This window comes from Flavobacterium sp. CR10, assembly GCF_055814415.1.
Genome location: NZ_CP185985.1, coordinates 1,044,629 through 1,057,358 on the forward strand (window position 1 = coordinate 1,044,629; position 12,730 = coordinate 1,057,358).

Annotated in this window: 14 protein-coding genes; 7 read left to right on the forward strand and 7 right to left on the reverse strand. The window is 31.2% G+C overall.

The features are described 5' to 3' along the window. The first annotated feature begins 5 nt into the window (after positions 1-5). Positions 6-773 (forward strand): glycosyltransferase family 2 protein, encoded by a 768-nt coding sequence (locus ACNRYB_RS04770; protein ID WP_129745808.1) that lies wholly within the window; start codon positions 6-8, stop codon positions 771-773. Between the two features lie 256 nt (positions 774-1,029). Here ACNRYB_RS04770 and ACNRYB_RS04775 read toward each other — a convergent pair whose 3' ends face one another. Together ACNRYB_RS04775 and ACNRYB_RS04780 are read right to left on the reverse strand one after the other, a co-directional pair. Further along, positions 1,030-1,557, reverse strand: coding sequence for an ORF6N domain-containing protein (locus ACNRYB_RS04775; RefSeq protein WP_129745809.1), 528 nt, complete (start codon positions 1,555-1,557; stop codon positions 1,030-1,032). 42 nt (positions 1,558-1,599) lie between these two features. Then, on the reverse strand, positions 1,600-2,910 hold the full coding sequence (locus tag ACNRYB_RS04780) for a phenylacetate--CoA ligase family protein (protein ID WP_473729389.1): 1,311 nt from the start codon (positions 2,908-2,910) through the stop codon (positions 1,600-1,602). A gap of 135 nt (positions 2,911-3,045) precedes the next feature. Here ACNRYB_RS04780 and purD point away from each other — a divergent pair, with 135 nt between their 5' ends. Next, positions 3,046-4,320, forward strand: a complete 1,275-nt coding sequence (purD, locus tag ACNRYB_RS04785; RefSeq protein WP_473729390.1) for a phosphoribosylamine--glycine ligase — start codon at positions 3,046-3,048, stop codon at positions 4,318-4,320. Between the two features lie 43 nt (positions 4,321-4,363). On the opposite strand, the gene ACNRYB_RS04790 is transcribed toward purD, so the two are convergent. After that, complete coding sequence (locus ACNRYB_RS04790) at positions 4,364-4,594, reverse strand: DUF6341 family protein (RefSeq protein WP_008465813.1); 231 nt, start codon at positions 4,592-4,594, stop codon at positions 4,364-4,366. A gap of 142 nt (positions 4,595-4,736) precedes the next feature. Between ACNRYB_RS04790 and ACNRYB_RS04795 the strand changes: the two genes are divergently transcribed. Beyond that, positions 4,737-5,666, forward strand: a complete 930-nt coding sequence (locus ACNRYB_RS04795; RefSeq protein WP_473729391.1) for a DUF6427 family protein — start codon at positions 4,737-4,739, stop codon at positions 5,664-5,666. Here the strand turns inward: ACNRYB_RS04795 and upp are convergent. Next, positions 5,661-6,314, reverse strand: a complete 654-nt coding sequence (gene upp, locus ACNRYB_RS04800) for a uracil phosphoribosyltransferase (protein ID WP_473729392.1) — start codon at positions 6,312-6,314, stop codon at positions 5,661-5,663. The genes ACNRYB_RS04795 and upp overlap by 6 nt on opposite strands. Before the next feature lie 110 nt (positions 6,315-6,424). On the opposite strand from upp, the gene ACNRYB_RS04805 reads away from it, so the two are divergent. Together ACNRYB_RS04805 and ACNRYB_RS04810 are read left to right on the forward strand one after the other, a co-directional pair. After that, a complete protein-coding gene (locus ACNRYB_RS04805; RefSeq protein WP_066033168.1) occupies positions 6,425-7,030 on the forward strand; it encodes a DUF4254 domain-containing protein in 606 nt (201 codons plus the stop codon). Positions 7,031-7,073: 43 nt separating this feature from the next. Continuing rightward, positions 7,074-8,084, forward strand: coding sequence for a glycosyltransferase family 9 protein (locus tag ACNRYB_RS04810; RefSeq protein WP_473729393.1), 1,011 nt, complete (start codon positions 7,074-7,076; stop codon positions 8,082-8,084). 43 nt (positions 8,085-8,127) lie between these two features. Here ACNRYB_RS04810 and ACNRYB_RS04815 read toward each other — a convergent pair whose 3' ends face one another. The 3 genes from ACNRYB_RS04815 to ACNRYB_RS04825 all read right to left on the reverse strand — a co-directional run bounded on the left by ACNRYB_RS04815 (position 8,128) and on the right by ACNRYB_RS04825 (position 10,224). Next, positions 8,128-8,562, reverse strand: a complete 435-nt coding sequence (locus ACNRYB_RS04815; RefSeq protein WP_473729394.1) for a hypothetical protein — start codon at positions 8,560-8,562, stop codon at positions 8,128-8,130. A 139-nt stretch (positions 8,563-8,701) separates the two neighbouring features. Beyond that, a complete protein-coding gene (locus tag ACNRYB_RS04820) occupies positions 8,702-9,010 on the reverse strand; it encodes a hypothetical protein (protein WP_111378759.1) in 309 nt (102 codons plus the stop codon). A gap of 161 nt (positions 9,011-9,171) precedes the next feature. Next, positions 9,172-10,224, reverse strand: coding sequence for a 2Fe-2S iron-sulfur cluster-binding protein (locus ACNRYB_RS04825; RefSeq protein WP_473729395.1), 1,053 nt, complete (start codon positions 10,222-10,224; stop codon positions 9,172-9,174). A 127-nt stretch (positions 10,225-10,351) separates the two neighbouring features. Between ACNRYB_RS04825 and ACNRYB_RS04830 the strand changes: the two genes are divergently transcribed. Both ACNRYB_RS04830 and ACNRYB_RS04835 read left to right on the forward strand, forming a co-directional pair. Then, positions 10,352-11,812 carry a DUF5687 family protein gene (locus tag ACNRYB_RS04830; RefSeq protein WP_473729396.1) on the forward strand — a complete coding sequence of 487 codons (1,461 nt, stop codon included), beginning with the start codon at positions 10,352-10,354 and terminating at the stop codon, positions 11,810-11,812. Positions 11,813-11,905: 93 nt separating this feature from the next. Further along, a complete protein-coding gene (locus ACNRYB_RS04835) occupies positions 11,906-12,601 on the forward strand; it encodes an ABC transporter ATP-binding protein (protein WP_129745820.1) in 696 nt (231 codons plus the stop codon). Positions 12,602-12,730 lie beyond the last annotated feature (129 nt).

Consider the following 12,730-nt stretch of genomic DNA (forward strand, 5'->3'; position numbering starts at 1 on the left):
ATCTAATGAACGATTTAGTATCTATTTTAACGCCCACATATAATACTGAAAAGTTCATTAGAGCAACAATAGAATCAGTTCAAAATCAAACCTATAAAAACTGGGAAATGATTTTGGTTGATGATGCTTCTACAGATCAAACCGTTTCTGTTATAGAAGAATTTGTTCAAAATGATTCCAGAATAAAGCTATTCAAACTGGACAAAAATTCAGGAAATGGTTTTGCCCGAAATGCAGCTTTAGACAAAGCATCCGGAAAATATATAGCTTATCTGGATTCTGATGATTTATGGCGTTCAGATAAATTAGAAAAACAGATTCAGTTTTTAAAAATTAATAATCTGCATTTTACTTTTAGTTATTACGATTCTATTGATGAAGAGGGAAATAGTTTAAAAAGAAGGGTTGAATCACCAAATCCATTAACTTATAAACAATTGTTTTTCTGTAATTATGTAGGCAATCTTACGGCTATTTACGATGCTGAATATTTTGGGAGAATAAAACTTGAATCCACTCAAAAGAGACAAGATTGGAGAATTTGGCTTACGATTTTAAAACAAATAAAAACTGCAGAAGCCATTCCAGAACCTTTAGCTTTTTACAGAATTAGGAAAAACTCAATTTCATCATCAAAATTCAAATTGATAAAACACAACTTTGGTGTTTATAGAGAATTTCATGGATATAATCTGGTTTTTTCTATTTTATTGATGATGAGGTTTTTGTTTACTCAGTTGATAATTAAACCAATATATATAAAGAAGATTTAAAATATAACTTGAAGTCGCAATTTGCGACCTTGGAGAATTTCGTTTAGAATTGGAGATCACAATTTGTGATCTCCAATTTTTTTCATCTCTTTAAAACATAGCCCACGGTTTCAACCGTGGGAAACGTATTGTGGAAATTTATGGTGTCCAGCGATTGAAGCTACTGGCTATGTTTTTGACAATTTTAATCTAATTTTAAAGCCTTATTCTAAAAGTTAATCACAAACTTGATGTCACAATTTGTGATCTTAAAGAATTATTGTTTATAACCAATCTTTACTCTTTCAGACTCATTTTCTTTTTTCTCAGTTAATTCATCTAAATAAGAAAAAACCAATTCAATATTTTTATCATGATTTTCTAACTTCTTCTGAATCTGTAAAATATCGACCTTAATTTCAGTTGTGTCCAAAAGCATTTGTCTCACTTTCGTGAAAATCCTCATAATTTGAATATTAGTTTGAATTGCTTTGTCGCTTTTTAAAATGCTTGAAAGCATCATAACGCCATGTTCAGTAAAAGCCATTGGTGCATATCGTAAACTCATTTTTTCTGAATTGGAGGTCGCAAATTGCGACCTCCAATTTTCAAATTCTGTTTTGGAAAGTTCAAACATAAAGTCTTTAGGGAAACGATTTAAATTTCTTTTTACTTGTTCTTTTAATCGTTTTGTTTCAACACCATAAAGTAAGGCCAAATCACGATCAAGCATCACTTTTTGCCCGCGAATAAAATATATTTTGTTAGAAATTGTTTCCTCAGAAAGTAGAGAATGATCATCCATAAGTTTTTCAATAAAAAAACAAATGTAAGATTTTATTTATGTTTATAAGTAAGATTTAAATTGTTTTAGTTTCCCGCGATTGGTTCTTTCTAAAACAGTTTTTTTTGTAAAAATGAAGTTTAAATGGGGTTCTAAATACAAATCTATGGCTTGTATTATTTTCTCAATTTGTTCTGAAATTAATTCTTTTTCAGCGACATATTCAATTTCAAAAGTATCTAATTTGGTTTGTTTGATGATAAATTCTTTTACGTTTCCATCGTCTTCAATAATGCTTTTGGTTACATAATAAAACGTCAAACCTGGAGATTTTTTACCGCTTGGAAGAATTGCAACATCGTTGGTTCTTCCAATCAGTTTTTTTAGAATTGGTTTCTGAGGAGTGCTTTTTTCGTCTAAAATTCCAATGTCGCCAATTTCATATCTTATAAATGGATTTGCTTTATTGAATAAAGAGGTAATCACAATTTTTCCTTCCGTTCCATGTGGAACAGGATTATTATTTTCATCTAAAATCTCGACAAAAAGTGTTTCTGTGTTTACCTGCCATTCACCTTGAGGATTTTCAAAAGCAATTAAATCTAACTCAGAAGCGCCATATTCACTGATTATGGGAATTCCGAATTGTTTTTCCAAAAGTCTTTTATCCGTTTCAAAAAGCATTTCTGATGTAACAAAACAAGCTTTTAAAGTTGGACAGATTTCTTTTAAAATGATGTTTTTCTGTTTTAAATATTTAGCAAACAGAACAATCGAACTCGTATAGCCGTTGATGTAATCAAATTTTTTGGTTTTGAATTTCTGCAGAAATTTTTCTAGAACTTCATCAGATAAATCAAAAACCGGGAATCGAAAACGGCGACTCAAAAAATCCTTGAAACGTTCTTTTTTATACCCAATAAAGTCCATCGGAATTCCGTAAAAGCGTGCTTGATACGAATGATTAAAATCAATACCAAACCAGCCAAATCGCATAATATTAGAAGCCCAAGTCAAGGCATGAGAATATTTGTCTTTAGCAAAAACAAAAGGAGTTCCGCTTGATCCGGATGTTTTGTTGAGGTAAATGTTTTTTTTTGAATATCCTTTTGAAAGTCTTTTTTCAAGAGGTTTTTGGAGATTCTGTTTGTTCAAAATCGGAAGATCATTCCAGTTTTCAATCTTTTTGTTTCCAACCAAATCACGATAAAAAGAATTGTTATTTAAATGAAAATCAACAATTTCTTTCTTTTTCTTTTCAATAAATGAAGCATACTCTTCTTTAGAGAAATGAACAATTTTATCCAATTCGGCTTTAGCTTTCTTTATTGGAAAACCATTTAGCTTGAGGGAAAGATCAAAAAGGCGAATCATTTTTCGGGATAATTTTCGTCAAAAATAATATTTACCAATTACTAACAATGAAGAATCACGAAGTTTTTAAGATTTAATTATTTTTTACGTCCAAAAGCAATTATTTTTGCACCACAACTAATAATACAACAACACATGACAATTTTACTATTGGGATCAGGCGGAAGAGAACATGCATTTGCATGGAAAATGACACAGAGTCCGCTTTGCGAAAAACTTTTTGTAGTACCTGGAAATGCAGGAACTGCTGCAATCGCTGAAAACGTTGCCATATCTGCGACAGATTTTGAAGCAGTAAAAGCATTAGTACTTAAAGAAAATATAAGTCTAGTAGTCGTAGGACCTGAAGATCCGTTGGTAAAAGGTATTTATGATTATTTTAAAAACGATGAAAGTTTAAAAAATATTCCAGTTATTGGTCCATCAAAATTGGGTGCACAATTGGAAGGAAGTAAAGAATTTGCCAAAGAATTCTTGATGAAACATAATATCCCTACTGCAGCATATGATAGTTTTACTGCTGAGACGGTTGAAGAAGGATGTAAATTTTTAGAAACATTACAACCTCCTTATGTTTTAAAAGCAGACGGATTAGCAGCTGGAAAAGGTGTTTTGATTATTCAGGATCTTGAAGAAGCAAAAACAGAATTACGTAACATGCTAGTTCACGCTAAATTTGGAACAGCGAGTTCAAAAGTAGTAATTGAAGAGTTCTTGGATGGAATCGAATTGAGCTGTTTTGTTTTAACTGACGGAAAAAGCTATAAAATTCTTCCAACAGCGAAAGATTACAAAAGAATTGGTGAAGGAGATACAGGTTTAAATACAGGCGGAATGGGAGCAGTTTCTCCAGTTCCTTATGTTGATGCAGTTTTGATGGAAAAAATCGAAACTCGTATCGTAAAACCAACAATCGAAGGTTTCCAAAAAGACGGAATCGAATACAAAGGTTTTGTATTTATAGGTCTGATCAATGTAAAAGGAGAACCAATTGTTATTGAATACAATGTAAGAATGGGTGATCCTGAAACTGAAGTTGTCGTTCCGAGATTGAAATCAGATTTAGTTGAATTGTTTTTGTCTGTTGCAGATCAGAAATTAGGAGATTTCAATCTAGAGGTAGATCCAAGAAGTGTAACAACTGTAATGGTTGTTTCTGGCGGATATCCTGAAGATTTCGAAAAAGGAAAAGTAATTTCTGGTTTAGAAAATATCACAGATTCTATAGTTTTTCATGCAGGTACAAAATTAGATAACGGAAATGTCGTTACTAATGGAGGACGTGTAATTGCTATAACATCTTATGGAGACGATTTCCAACAGGCCATAAAAAAATCTTACCAAAACATAGATAAACTAAGTTTTGATAAGATGTATTTTAGAAAAGATATTGGCTTCGATCTAATTTAAAAAATAAATTCACCAGCCCTTTTTAATTAAAGGGTTTGGTTTTTTATTTTAAAAATGAGTGAGCTGTTGTATCTTGGTTTTCTGTTCCGGCATCATCAAAAATACGTAATTGTTTAATCCAATAACCAATTGCGCACGCACAGATGATCATGAAAATCCAGTTAATAGTGTTTGCACCAAACCATGTAATTAATTCCAAACGACGTAAAAAGTCAAGAGGAGCAAACAAAATGTTAACGAATAGGTATTGAATTCCTTCGAAAAAAGCTGTCATAATTTTAAAAATTATATGTTATTTATTTGTTGTGTAATGCCTTGAAGATAAAATTCGGTAAACCAAATCTTTTTTCAACTCGTTAGGTTTTTCCTTTTAAACAAGTAGTATCTTTACAATCACAAAAGTATAAAATATCCTTATGATAACAAGTGTTTTTAAAAAATCTACGCCATTAAATTATTCATTGGTTGTAATTTTAATACTGGTTTTCTTTTTTATGTTCCAAATTAAAGACCCATCTTGGGTTACTTCTTATTTTTTGGCTTTTCAAAAAGTGAGTTTGTTATGCTTTATTTTGGCTTCTTTTTTTATGATTAATTTCATTGTAAAAAAGAACGGGCTCAGTAAAGACAATGGTTACGCGATACTTTTTTACTTGTTGTTTATTTTGTTTTTCCCAACCATATTTAATAACTCAAATGTTATCTATGCCAATTTCTTTATTTTATTGGCGCTTCGAAGATTAATCTCGCTACAATCCCTAAAAGCATCAAAAGAGAAGATATTTGACGCAGCATTTTGGATTTTTATAGCTTCTTTATTTCAATTTTGGAGTATTCTCTTCTTAATATTGGTTTATATTTCTATTATTTTTCATGTTTCAAGAGATTATAGAAACTGGGTTTTGCCATTTATTGCGCTTTTGGCAGTAACAATTTTATTCTACATGACATCTTTAATTTTAAATTTTGATGCCGTAGCTTTCATTAAGGAAAGAGCTGTAATCGATTTTAGAATTGATTATTTTAAGAATAATTATGAAAATGCAGCACTTTCAATATACACTGCTGTCGCTTTATTTTTTGTTACTTCGATGCTAATGACATTGTCAAACAGACCGCAAATTGTCCATTCTTCATATAAGAAAATAGTAGCCTGCTTTTTTATAGCGGCTTTTGTTTACGTCATTTCGCCAAATAAAAGCAACGATTTATTATTGTTTAGTATTGCGCCATTAAGTATTATGGCAACGAGCCATGTAGAATATATGCAGCAGAAATTGAATAACGAAATTGTTTATTATACCTTGATTGTGTGTAGTTTATTTACGTTTTTCTCTCAGTTATAATTTACTTCCGTAAGCAAGATCACCAGCGTCGCCAAGACCTGGAACAATATAGTTTTTCGCGTTTAGCTTATCATCTAAAGAAGCTACCCATAAATGACAGTTTTCAGGAAGGTTTTCCTCTAAATGCTTTATTCCTTCTGGAGCAGCAATAACAACAACAATATGTATTTCTGAGGGAGTAGCATTTTCGACTAATTTTCTGTGAACTGCAACAATGGATTGACCAGTTGCCAACATAGGGTCAAGAAGCAAAACGGTTTTATTATTTAAATCTGAAATTGCTTGATATTCAACTCGAATTTCAAACTCATCATCATTATTTGGGTGAAATCTGCAAGCAGAAACAAAGCTGTTTTCGGCATGATCAAAATAATTTAAAAAGCCATTATGGAGAGGAAGTCCAGCTCTTAAAATAGGACATAAAACTAAATCCGTATCAATTTCTGTAGTGTTCTTAATTCCAATAGGAGTTTGGATTTCTACATTTTTATAAGGTAAAATTTTGCTCAGTTCATAAGCCATAATTTCGCCAATGCGTTCAATATTTCTACGAAAACGCATGCTGTCATTTTGAACATTTACATTTCTAATTTGTCCTAAGAAATGATTTAAAACGCTGTTATTTTCAGAGATATAATGAATTTTCATGATGAAATTGTAATTTATTTAGAGATATAATGATGAAACGAAAAATAATTCCTTTTCTTCGCAGCATAAAAGTATAAAAAGTATCTTTGTATCTATAAAAAAATAAAGACATGTTTTCAAAATTAGCATATTCTGTTTTCGAGCAAAGCATCAAAGATTATCACCAGTTTGATAATGTAGATCAGCCGATCAATAACCCTTATCCAAAAGATAAGTTCGAGCATTTGTTATATCTAAAAAATTGGATTGACACCGTTCAATGGCATTTTGAAGATATTATTCGTGACCCGAATATTGATCCTGTAGCGGCTTTAACTTTAAAAAGAAGAATTGATGCATCAAATCAGGAACGTACTGATATGGTGGAATATATTGATAGCTATTTTTTACAAAAATACAGCAATGTAAAAGTAAAAGACGGGGCAAAAATCAATTCTGAAAGTCCTGCTTGGGCTTTTGACAGATTGTCGATTTTGGCTTTAAAAATTTATCATATGCATGAAGAAGCAAATCGTGCAGAAGCCTCTCAGGAACATAGAGATAAATGCCAAGAAAAATTAAATGTACTTTTAGAACAAAGAACAGATTTATCTACAGCAATTGAAGAATTATTGACAGATATCGAAAACGGTGATAAATTCATGAAAGTGTACAAACAAATGAAAATGTACAACGACGATGAATTGAACCCAGTTTTATATCAAAATAAAAAATAATTTGGCAGCGTTGTCCAACAACAAAATCAAACATATAGCCGTCATGAGACTATCCGCAATGGGAGATGTCGCCATGACGGTTCCTGTTTTACGTGCTTTTGTAAAACAATATCCGACGGTAAAATTGACCGTTATTTCTCGTCCGTTTTTCAAACCTTTTTTTGATGGAATTCCGAATCTTGAATTTTTTGCTTTTGATGAAAAAGCAAGACATAAAGGATTTCCAGGACTTTTGAGATTATTTAGAGATGTAAAACAATTGAAAATTGATGCCTTTGCGGATCTTCATAATGTTTTACGATCAAAAGTGGTGAGTTTGCTTTTCGCTTTAAGCGGAAATAAAAGAGTAACAGTTGATAAAGGCCGTGAAGGAAAAAAAGAATTAACGCGTGAAGAAAACAAGATTTTCAAACAATTGCCAAACATGTTCGAAAGACATGCAAAAGTGTTTTCAACACTTGGTTTTCCGTTAGATTTATCGAAACCAACATTTCCAGAAAAAGCAGTTTTAAGTTCTGAAATTCTTCAAATTATCGGAAATGAAAATTCAAAATTAATTGGAATCGCGCCTTTTGCACAATACGATTCTAAAGTTTATCCTTTGGATTTAATGCAAGAAGTAATAACAAAATTAGCTAAAAATTCATCCTATAAAATTTTGCTTTTTGGCGGAGGAAAGAAAGAAATCGAAATTTTAGATTCACTTTCTGAACCTTTCGAAAATGTAATTAATATGGCTGGAAAAATCAAATTTCAGCAGGAATTACAATTGATAAGCAATCTTGATGTGATGCTTTCTATGGATTCTGGAAATGCCCATATTGCAGCAATGCTGGGCGTAAAAGTTATTACACTTTGGGGTGCAACACATCCATACGCTGGATTTTTACCATTCAATCAAAGTTTAGAAAATGCCTTAACAGCTGATAGAAATATATATCCAAAATTGCCAACATCAGTTTATGGCAATAAAATTGTTGAAGGTTATGAGGATGCGATGAGGACAATTTTACCACAACAAGTTGTTGACAAAGTTGTAGAGCGACTTTCATAAAATAAAAAAACTTCTCTTTTTATGAGAAGTTTTTTTTTAATCGTTATGCAATATTTTTGTTTAAAGTGTACTTTTCATTAGAATCGAGGAAAGAATATCCGATTGTTTTTTTTCTTTTTTTATTTACTATAATGGAGACAAAGTTATTTTTGTCTTCGGTTGACAATAGAATATGTTCGAATTTTTGTGATGAATCTCTGTAAACTTTATAAATTAAGTCTTGATCTTTAATTTTTTTAGATAAAATTTTAGCCGATTTAAGTCTGCTTACATAAGGCCAGATGTTAAAAACATTCGAATCTGTTTTTTTTACTTCTACCATTTTTTCGGTCAAAGTTGAATTGTATTTTTCTCTTTCAAGCAACTTAGGACCTTTTCTGTTTTTCATTTTTATGATAACTGCCAGAACGCACAGCGAAGCAGTTACAACGAGCATAATAAAAAGATAGAGATGAAAGTGTTGTACGTGAGCTGTCATGATATTTAATGTTTAAATGTTTGACAAATTTGATTTCGCTCTGTAAATCTCAAAATAATGATATTGAGATTGCCATAATTTTACCTCTAATTTAATGAAAAATTAGCAATATTTCGATAAAATTTTGCTTTTATTTCATTTATAGCCAAATCTTCTCATCACGACAACGACGGTAGATATAACTTTTAAGATTTGCAATGGTTTCTTGGTAATTTGGCGCATCATAACCGTAGCGTTCATGCTCCATTTGTTCTCTTTCAATGGCATCACATCCTTTTATAACTTCTTTAATCATGTCAAGCAAAGCAAGTTCTTTATTGTCGGTTTTTTGAAATTTAAGTTCAACAATATCATCCTGAAGTTCTTCACAGTAATCAACCAGCTTCATAACTTCTGGTTCATCCAGAAGATATTCTTTGTTTCTAAAAATTTCTCGTACCGATTTCATAAACAATTAATTTTCAAATTTTTAAATTCCAAATTCCAAGTTACATCTTTGCCAAATTTTTAAGCTTTGGCAAAGAGTAGAAACGCAATTAAACAAAAAAAATTCCAAATCCCAATTGAAAGGTTGGAATTTGGAATTTTTGATATTAGAATTTAATAAGACTAGACGTCGTCGTAATCAACATAAATAGTTTCTGATGTTGGATGCGCTTGACAAGTTAAAATTAAACCTTCAGCAATTTCGCTGTCTGTTAAAATAGAATTTTTTGTCATTTCGGCACTTCCTGCAGTAACACGACCTAAACAGCTGCTGCAAATTCCGCCTTGGCAAGAATAAGGAGCATCAACACCTTGTTTTAGAGCAGCATCAAGAATAGTTTGTTTTTTAGACATTTCGAAAGTAGTTTCTTCGTCATCTACTAAAACTGTGATTTTCGTATGTCCTTCTTGAGAACCTTGAATTGCATGTTCTTCAGAAGAAGAGGTAAACAACTCAAATTTGATAGCAGATTCTTTTACATTTTTCTCTTTCAAAACATTAGAAACAGTATTAATCATTTCTTCTGGTCCGCAAAGGAAAAACTTATCAAATTGAAGTTCTTTGTGTTTGTTGTTTAAAACAAAATTTACAGCCGATTTTTCAATTCTTCCAAATAAAGCGTTTTCGGCTTTAGCCTGGCTGTATACATAATGCACAAAAAATCTGCCTACATATTGCAATTGCAAATCGTGAAGTTCTTGATGAAAAATTGTGCTTTCAGGAGTTTTGTTTCCGTAAACCAATACAAATGAACTTTTTGGCTCATTTTTAAGAACCGATTTTATGATAGAAAGTACTGGAGTAATTCCGCTTCCTGCAGCAAACGCCGCGTAGTTTTTTTGTCTTTCAGCATCTGGCTCAAAAGTAAATTTACCTTCTGGCTGGCCAACTTCAAGAACATCTCCTGCTTTTAGTTTTGTATTGGCAAACTGAGAAAAAAGACCATTTTTTACTGCTTTTACAGCAATTCTTAATTCGCCGCTGTCTGGTGCAGAGCAAATAGAATAAGCACGTCTAATTTCTTGATTGTCAAGAGTCAGTTTTAAATTTATATATTGTCCAGCTATAAATTTATAGTCTGATTTTAGTTCTTCAGGAACATTAAAAAGAATAGAAACAGCATCTGCAGTTTCGCGTTTAACCTCTTTAATTATAAGTTTTAAGAATGAAGGCATGATAGAATTTTTATGCAAAAGTAGCAAACCACTATTAAAAGTTTAGCACGAAATTATTTTTTTTAACTTTTTTTGTAACGTTTTCCTACATTTGGTCTCTTACTACAAAAATACTAAACCATAAACCATGATTAAGAAATTTATTTATCTAGAATGGAAGGCTTTTATTAGGTCGGCATCTTTTGGTAAAAATCTGGCAATGAAAATTATAATAGGTTTTCTGATGATCTATTTTTCATTAGTTTTTGTCGCAATGGGCGTTGGCGCATTTTATGTTCTTAAAGACATGAATTTGGAACCATTGGCTACAATAAACAAATTTTTAATTTATTATTTCCTGTTTGATTTGGTAATTAGATTGTTACTTCAATCAATACCAGTTTTAAACATCAAACCATTATTGGTACTGCCTTTTAAGAAACCAGTAATTGTTCATTTTTCATTAGGAAAAACAGCTTTGTCGTTTTTCAATTGGGTTCACGCTTTGTTTTTTGTGCCTTTTTCTGTTGTATTAATTTTGGAAGGATATGATGTTGTGGGAATCTTTTTTTGGTATGTCGGAGCGATGGCTTTTATTTATATCAACAATTTTTTGAATATTATTTTAAGTAACATAGACAAATTGTTTGTTGTATTTGTGATATTAATTTTGGCTTTGGCGGGAGCGCAATACTATCAATTATTTGATATTACGACATTTACAACTCCGTTCTTTCAGAGCTTTTATGATATTGAAGGAATATTTTTAATTCCTGTTCTGATCTTAATTGGTTTATATGCTTTCACTTTCAAATATTTTAAAAACAATTTATATCTCGATGCAGGACTTTCTGTAAAACAAGATGTTGCGTCAACAGAAAATCTGGCTTGGCTGAATCAATTTGGGACTTTAGGAACTTTTCTTAAAAACGACATTAAACTGATAAAAAGGAACAAAAGATCTAAAACAACGATTTTCATGAGTGTTTTGTTTTTGTTTTACGGATTTCTCTTTTTCGGAAATTCTCATCAGCCTCCCGTAATGCACATTTTTGCTGGCATTTTTGTTTCGGGCGGATTTTTGTTTGTATTTGGACAGTTTGTACCAAGCTGGGACAGTTCATATTATCAATTAATGATGACACAAAATATTCCGTATCGAGGTTACATTACTTCAAAATGGTGGCTCATTGTTATTGTAACTTTTCTCTCTACGATATTGGCTTCTTTTTATTTGTTTTTAGGATGGGAAATTTATCTCACAATTGTAGTTGGAGCAATTTATAACATTGGGGTCAATTCTCATTTAGTGCTTCTTGGCGGTGCATTTACCAAAACACCAATAGATTTAAGTAACGCTGGAGGTGCTTTTGGAGATAAAAAAGCTTTTAATGTAAATGCAATGTTATTGACGCTTCCAAAAATTTTACTGCCTTTGGGGCTTTATGCAATTGGACTTTATTTGAATAATAAAAATCTTGGTTTAGCATTGGTTGCCGGAGCTGGAGTTTTAGGATTTGTGTTAAAAGAAAAAGTATTTTCATTAATAGAAAGAAGATACAAAATTGAAAAGTACAGTACAATAAGTGCTTATAAACAAAAGAGTTAATTTGATAATTAGAGAATTTGGCAATTAGAAAATCCAAATAAAAAAGACAATTTTTTAATCTAAAATCAACAATCTAAAATCTACAATTACATCATGATACAAGTAAATCAACTTTCAAAAAAATATAACGGAACTACAGTTTTAAACATTAGCAATTTAGAAATCCCAAAAGGACAGAGCTTTGGCTTGGTGGGGAATAACGGAGCAGGAAAAACAACATTTTTCAGTTTGCTTCTAGATCTTATCCAGCCTTCAACAGGATATATAAAAAGTAATAATATTCAGGTAAATACAAGTGAAAACTGGAAATCTTTTACAGGATCTTTTTTAGATGAAAATTTCCTTATCGGATATTTGACTCCAGAAGAATATTTTTATTTCATCGGAGATTTACGAAACCAGAACAAAGCAGATATAGATGCATTATTAGCGAAACATGAAGAATTTTTTAACGGTGAAATTTTAAAGAACAAAAAATACCTTCGTGATTTATCTAAAGGGAATCAGAAAAAAGTGGGAATTATTGCGACGCTTATTGGAAATCCAGAAGTTGTAATTTTAGACGAACCATTTGCTAATCTGGATCCGACTACAGTTAGCAGATTAAAAAAAATTATTAGAGAATTAGCCGATAATCCAAATGTAACGGTTTTGGTTTCAAGCCACGATTTACAGCATACAGTAGAGGTTTGTGATCGAATAGTTGCCCTTAATAAAGGAGAAATTGTAAAAGATATTCAGACCTCAAAAGAGACCTTACAAGAACTAGAGTTGTTTTTTGCTGTGTAAGAATTTCTATATTTCAAAAAGAAGCGTATTTTTACAAGTGATTATACTAAAATTGGTTTTTAGTAGTTATGTGTTTTAAACTCTTTTCTATTGAAAAAGAATACTCTTAAATATAGTTTTATTCCCATT

Bases quoted from the DNA above. Each gene is read 5' to 3' on its own strand.
- ACNRYB_RS04770 (WP_129745808.1), top strand. From the start codon at position 6: ATGAACGATTTAGTATCTATTTTAACGCCCACATATAATACTGAAAAG.
- ACNRYB_RS04775 (WP_129745809.1), bottom strand. From the start codon at position 1,557: ATGGATGATCATTCTCTACTTTCTGAGGAAACAATTTCTAACAAAATA.
- ACNRYB_RS04780 (WP_473729389.1), bottom strand. From the start codon at position 2,910: ATGATTCGCCTTTTTGATCTTTCCCTCAAGCTAAATGGTTTTCCAATA.
- purD (WP_473729390.1), top strand. From the start codon at position 3,046: ATGACAATTTTACTATTGGGATCAGGCGGAAGAGAACATGCATTTGCA.
- ACNRYB_RS04790 (WP_008465813.1), bottom strand. From the start codon at position 4,594: ATGACAGCTTTTTTCGAAGGAATTCAATACCTATTCGTTAACATTTTG.
- ACNRYB_RS04795 (WP_473729391.1), top strand. From the start codon at position 4,737: ATGATAACAAGTGTTTTTAAAAAATCTACGCCATTAAATTATTCATTG.
- upp (WP_473729392.1), bottom strand. From the start codon at position 6,314: ATGAAAATTCATTATATCTCTGAAAATAACAGCGTTTTAAATCATTTC.
- ACNRYB_RS04805 (WP_066033168.1), top strand. From the start codon at position 6,425: ATGTTTTCAAAATTAGCATATTCTGTTTTCGAGCAAAGCATCAAAGAT.
- ACNRYB_RS04810 (WP_473729393.1), top strand. From the start codon at position 7,074: ATGAGACTATCCGCAATGGGAGATGTCGCCATGACGGTTCCTGTTTTA.
- ACNRYB_RS04815 (WP_473729394.1), bottom strand. From the start codon at position 8,562: ATGACAGCTCACGTACAACACTTTCATCTCTATCTTTTTATTATGCTC.
- ACNRYB_RS04820 (WP_111378759.1), bottom strand. From the start codon at position 9,010: ATGAAATCGGTACGAGAAATTTTTAGAAACAAAGAATATCTTCTGGAT.
- ACNRYB_RS04825 (WP_473729395.1), bottom strand. From the start codon at position 10,224: ATGCCTTCATTCTTAAAACTTATAATTAAAGAGGTTAAACGCGAAACT.
- ACNRYB_RS04830 (WP_473729396.1), top strand. From the start codon at position 10,352: ATGATTAAGAAATTTATTTATCTAGAATGGAAGGCTTTTATTAGGTCG.
- ACNRYB_RS04835 (WP_129745820.1), top strand. From the start codon at position 11,906: ATGATACAAGTAAATCAACTTTCAAAAAAATATAACGGAACTACAGTT.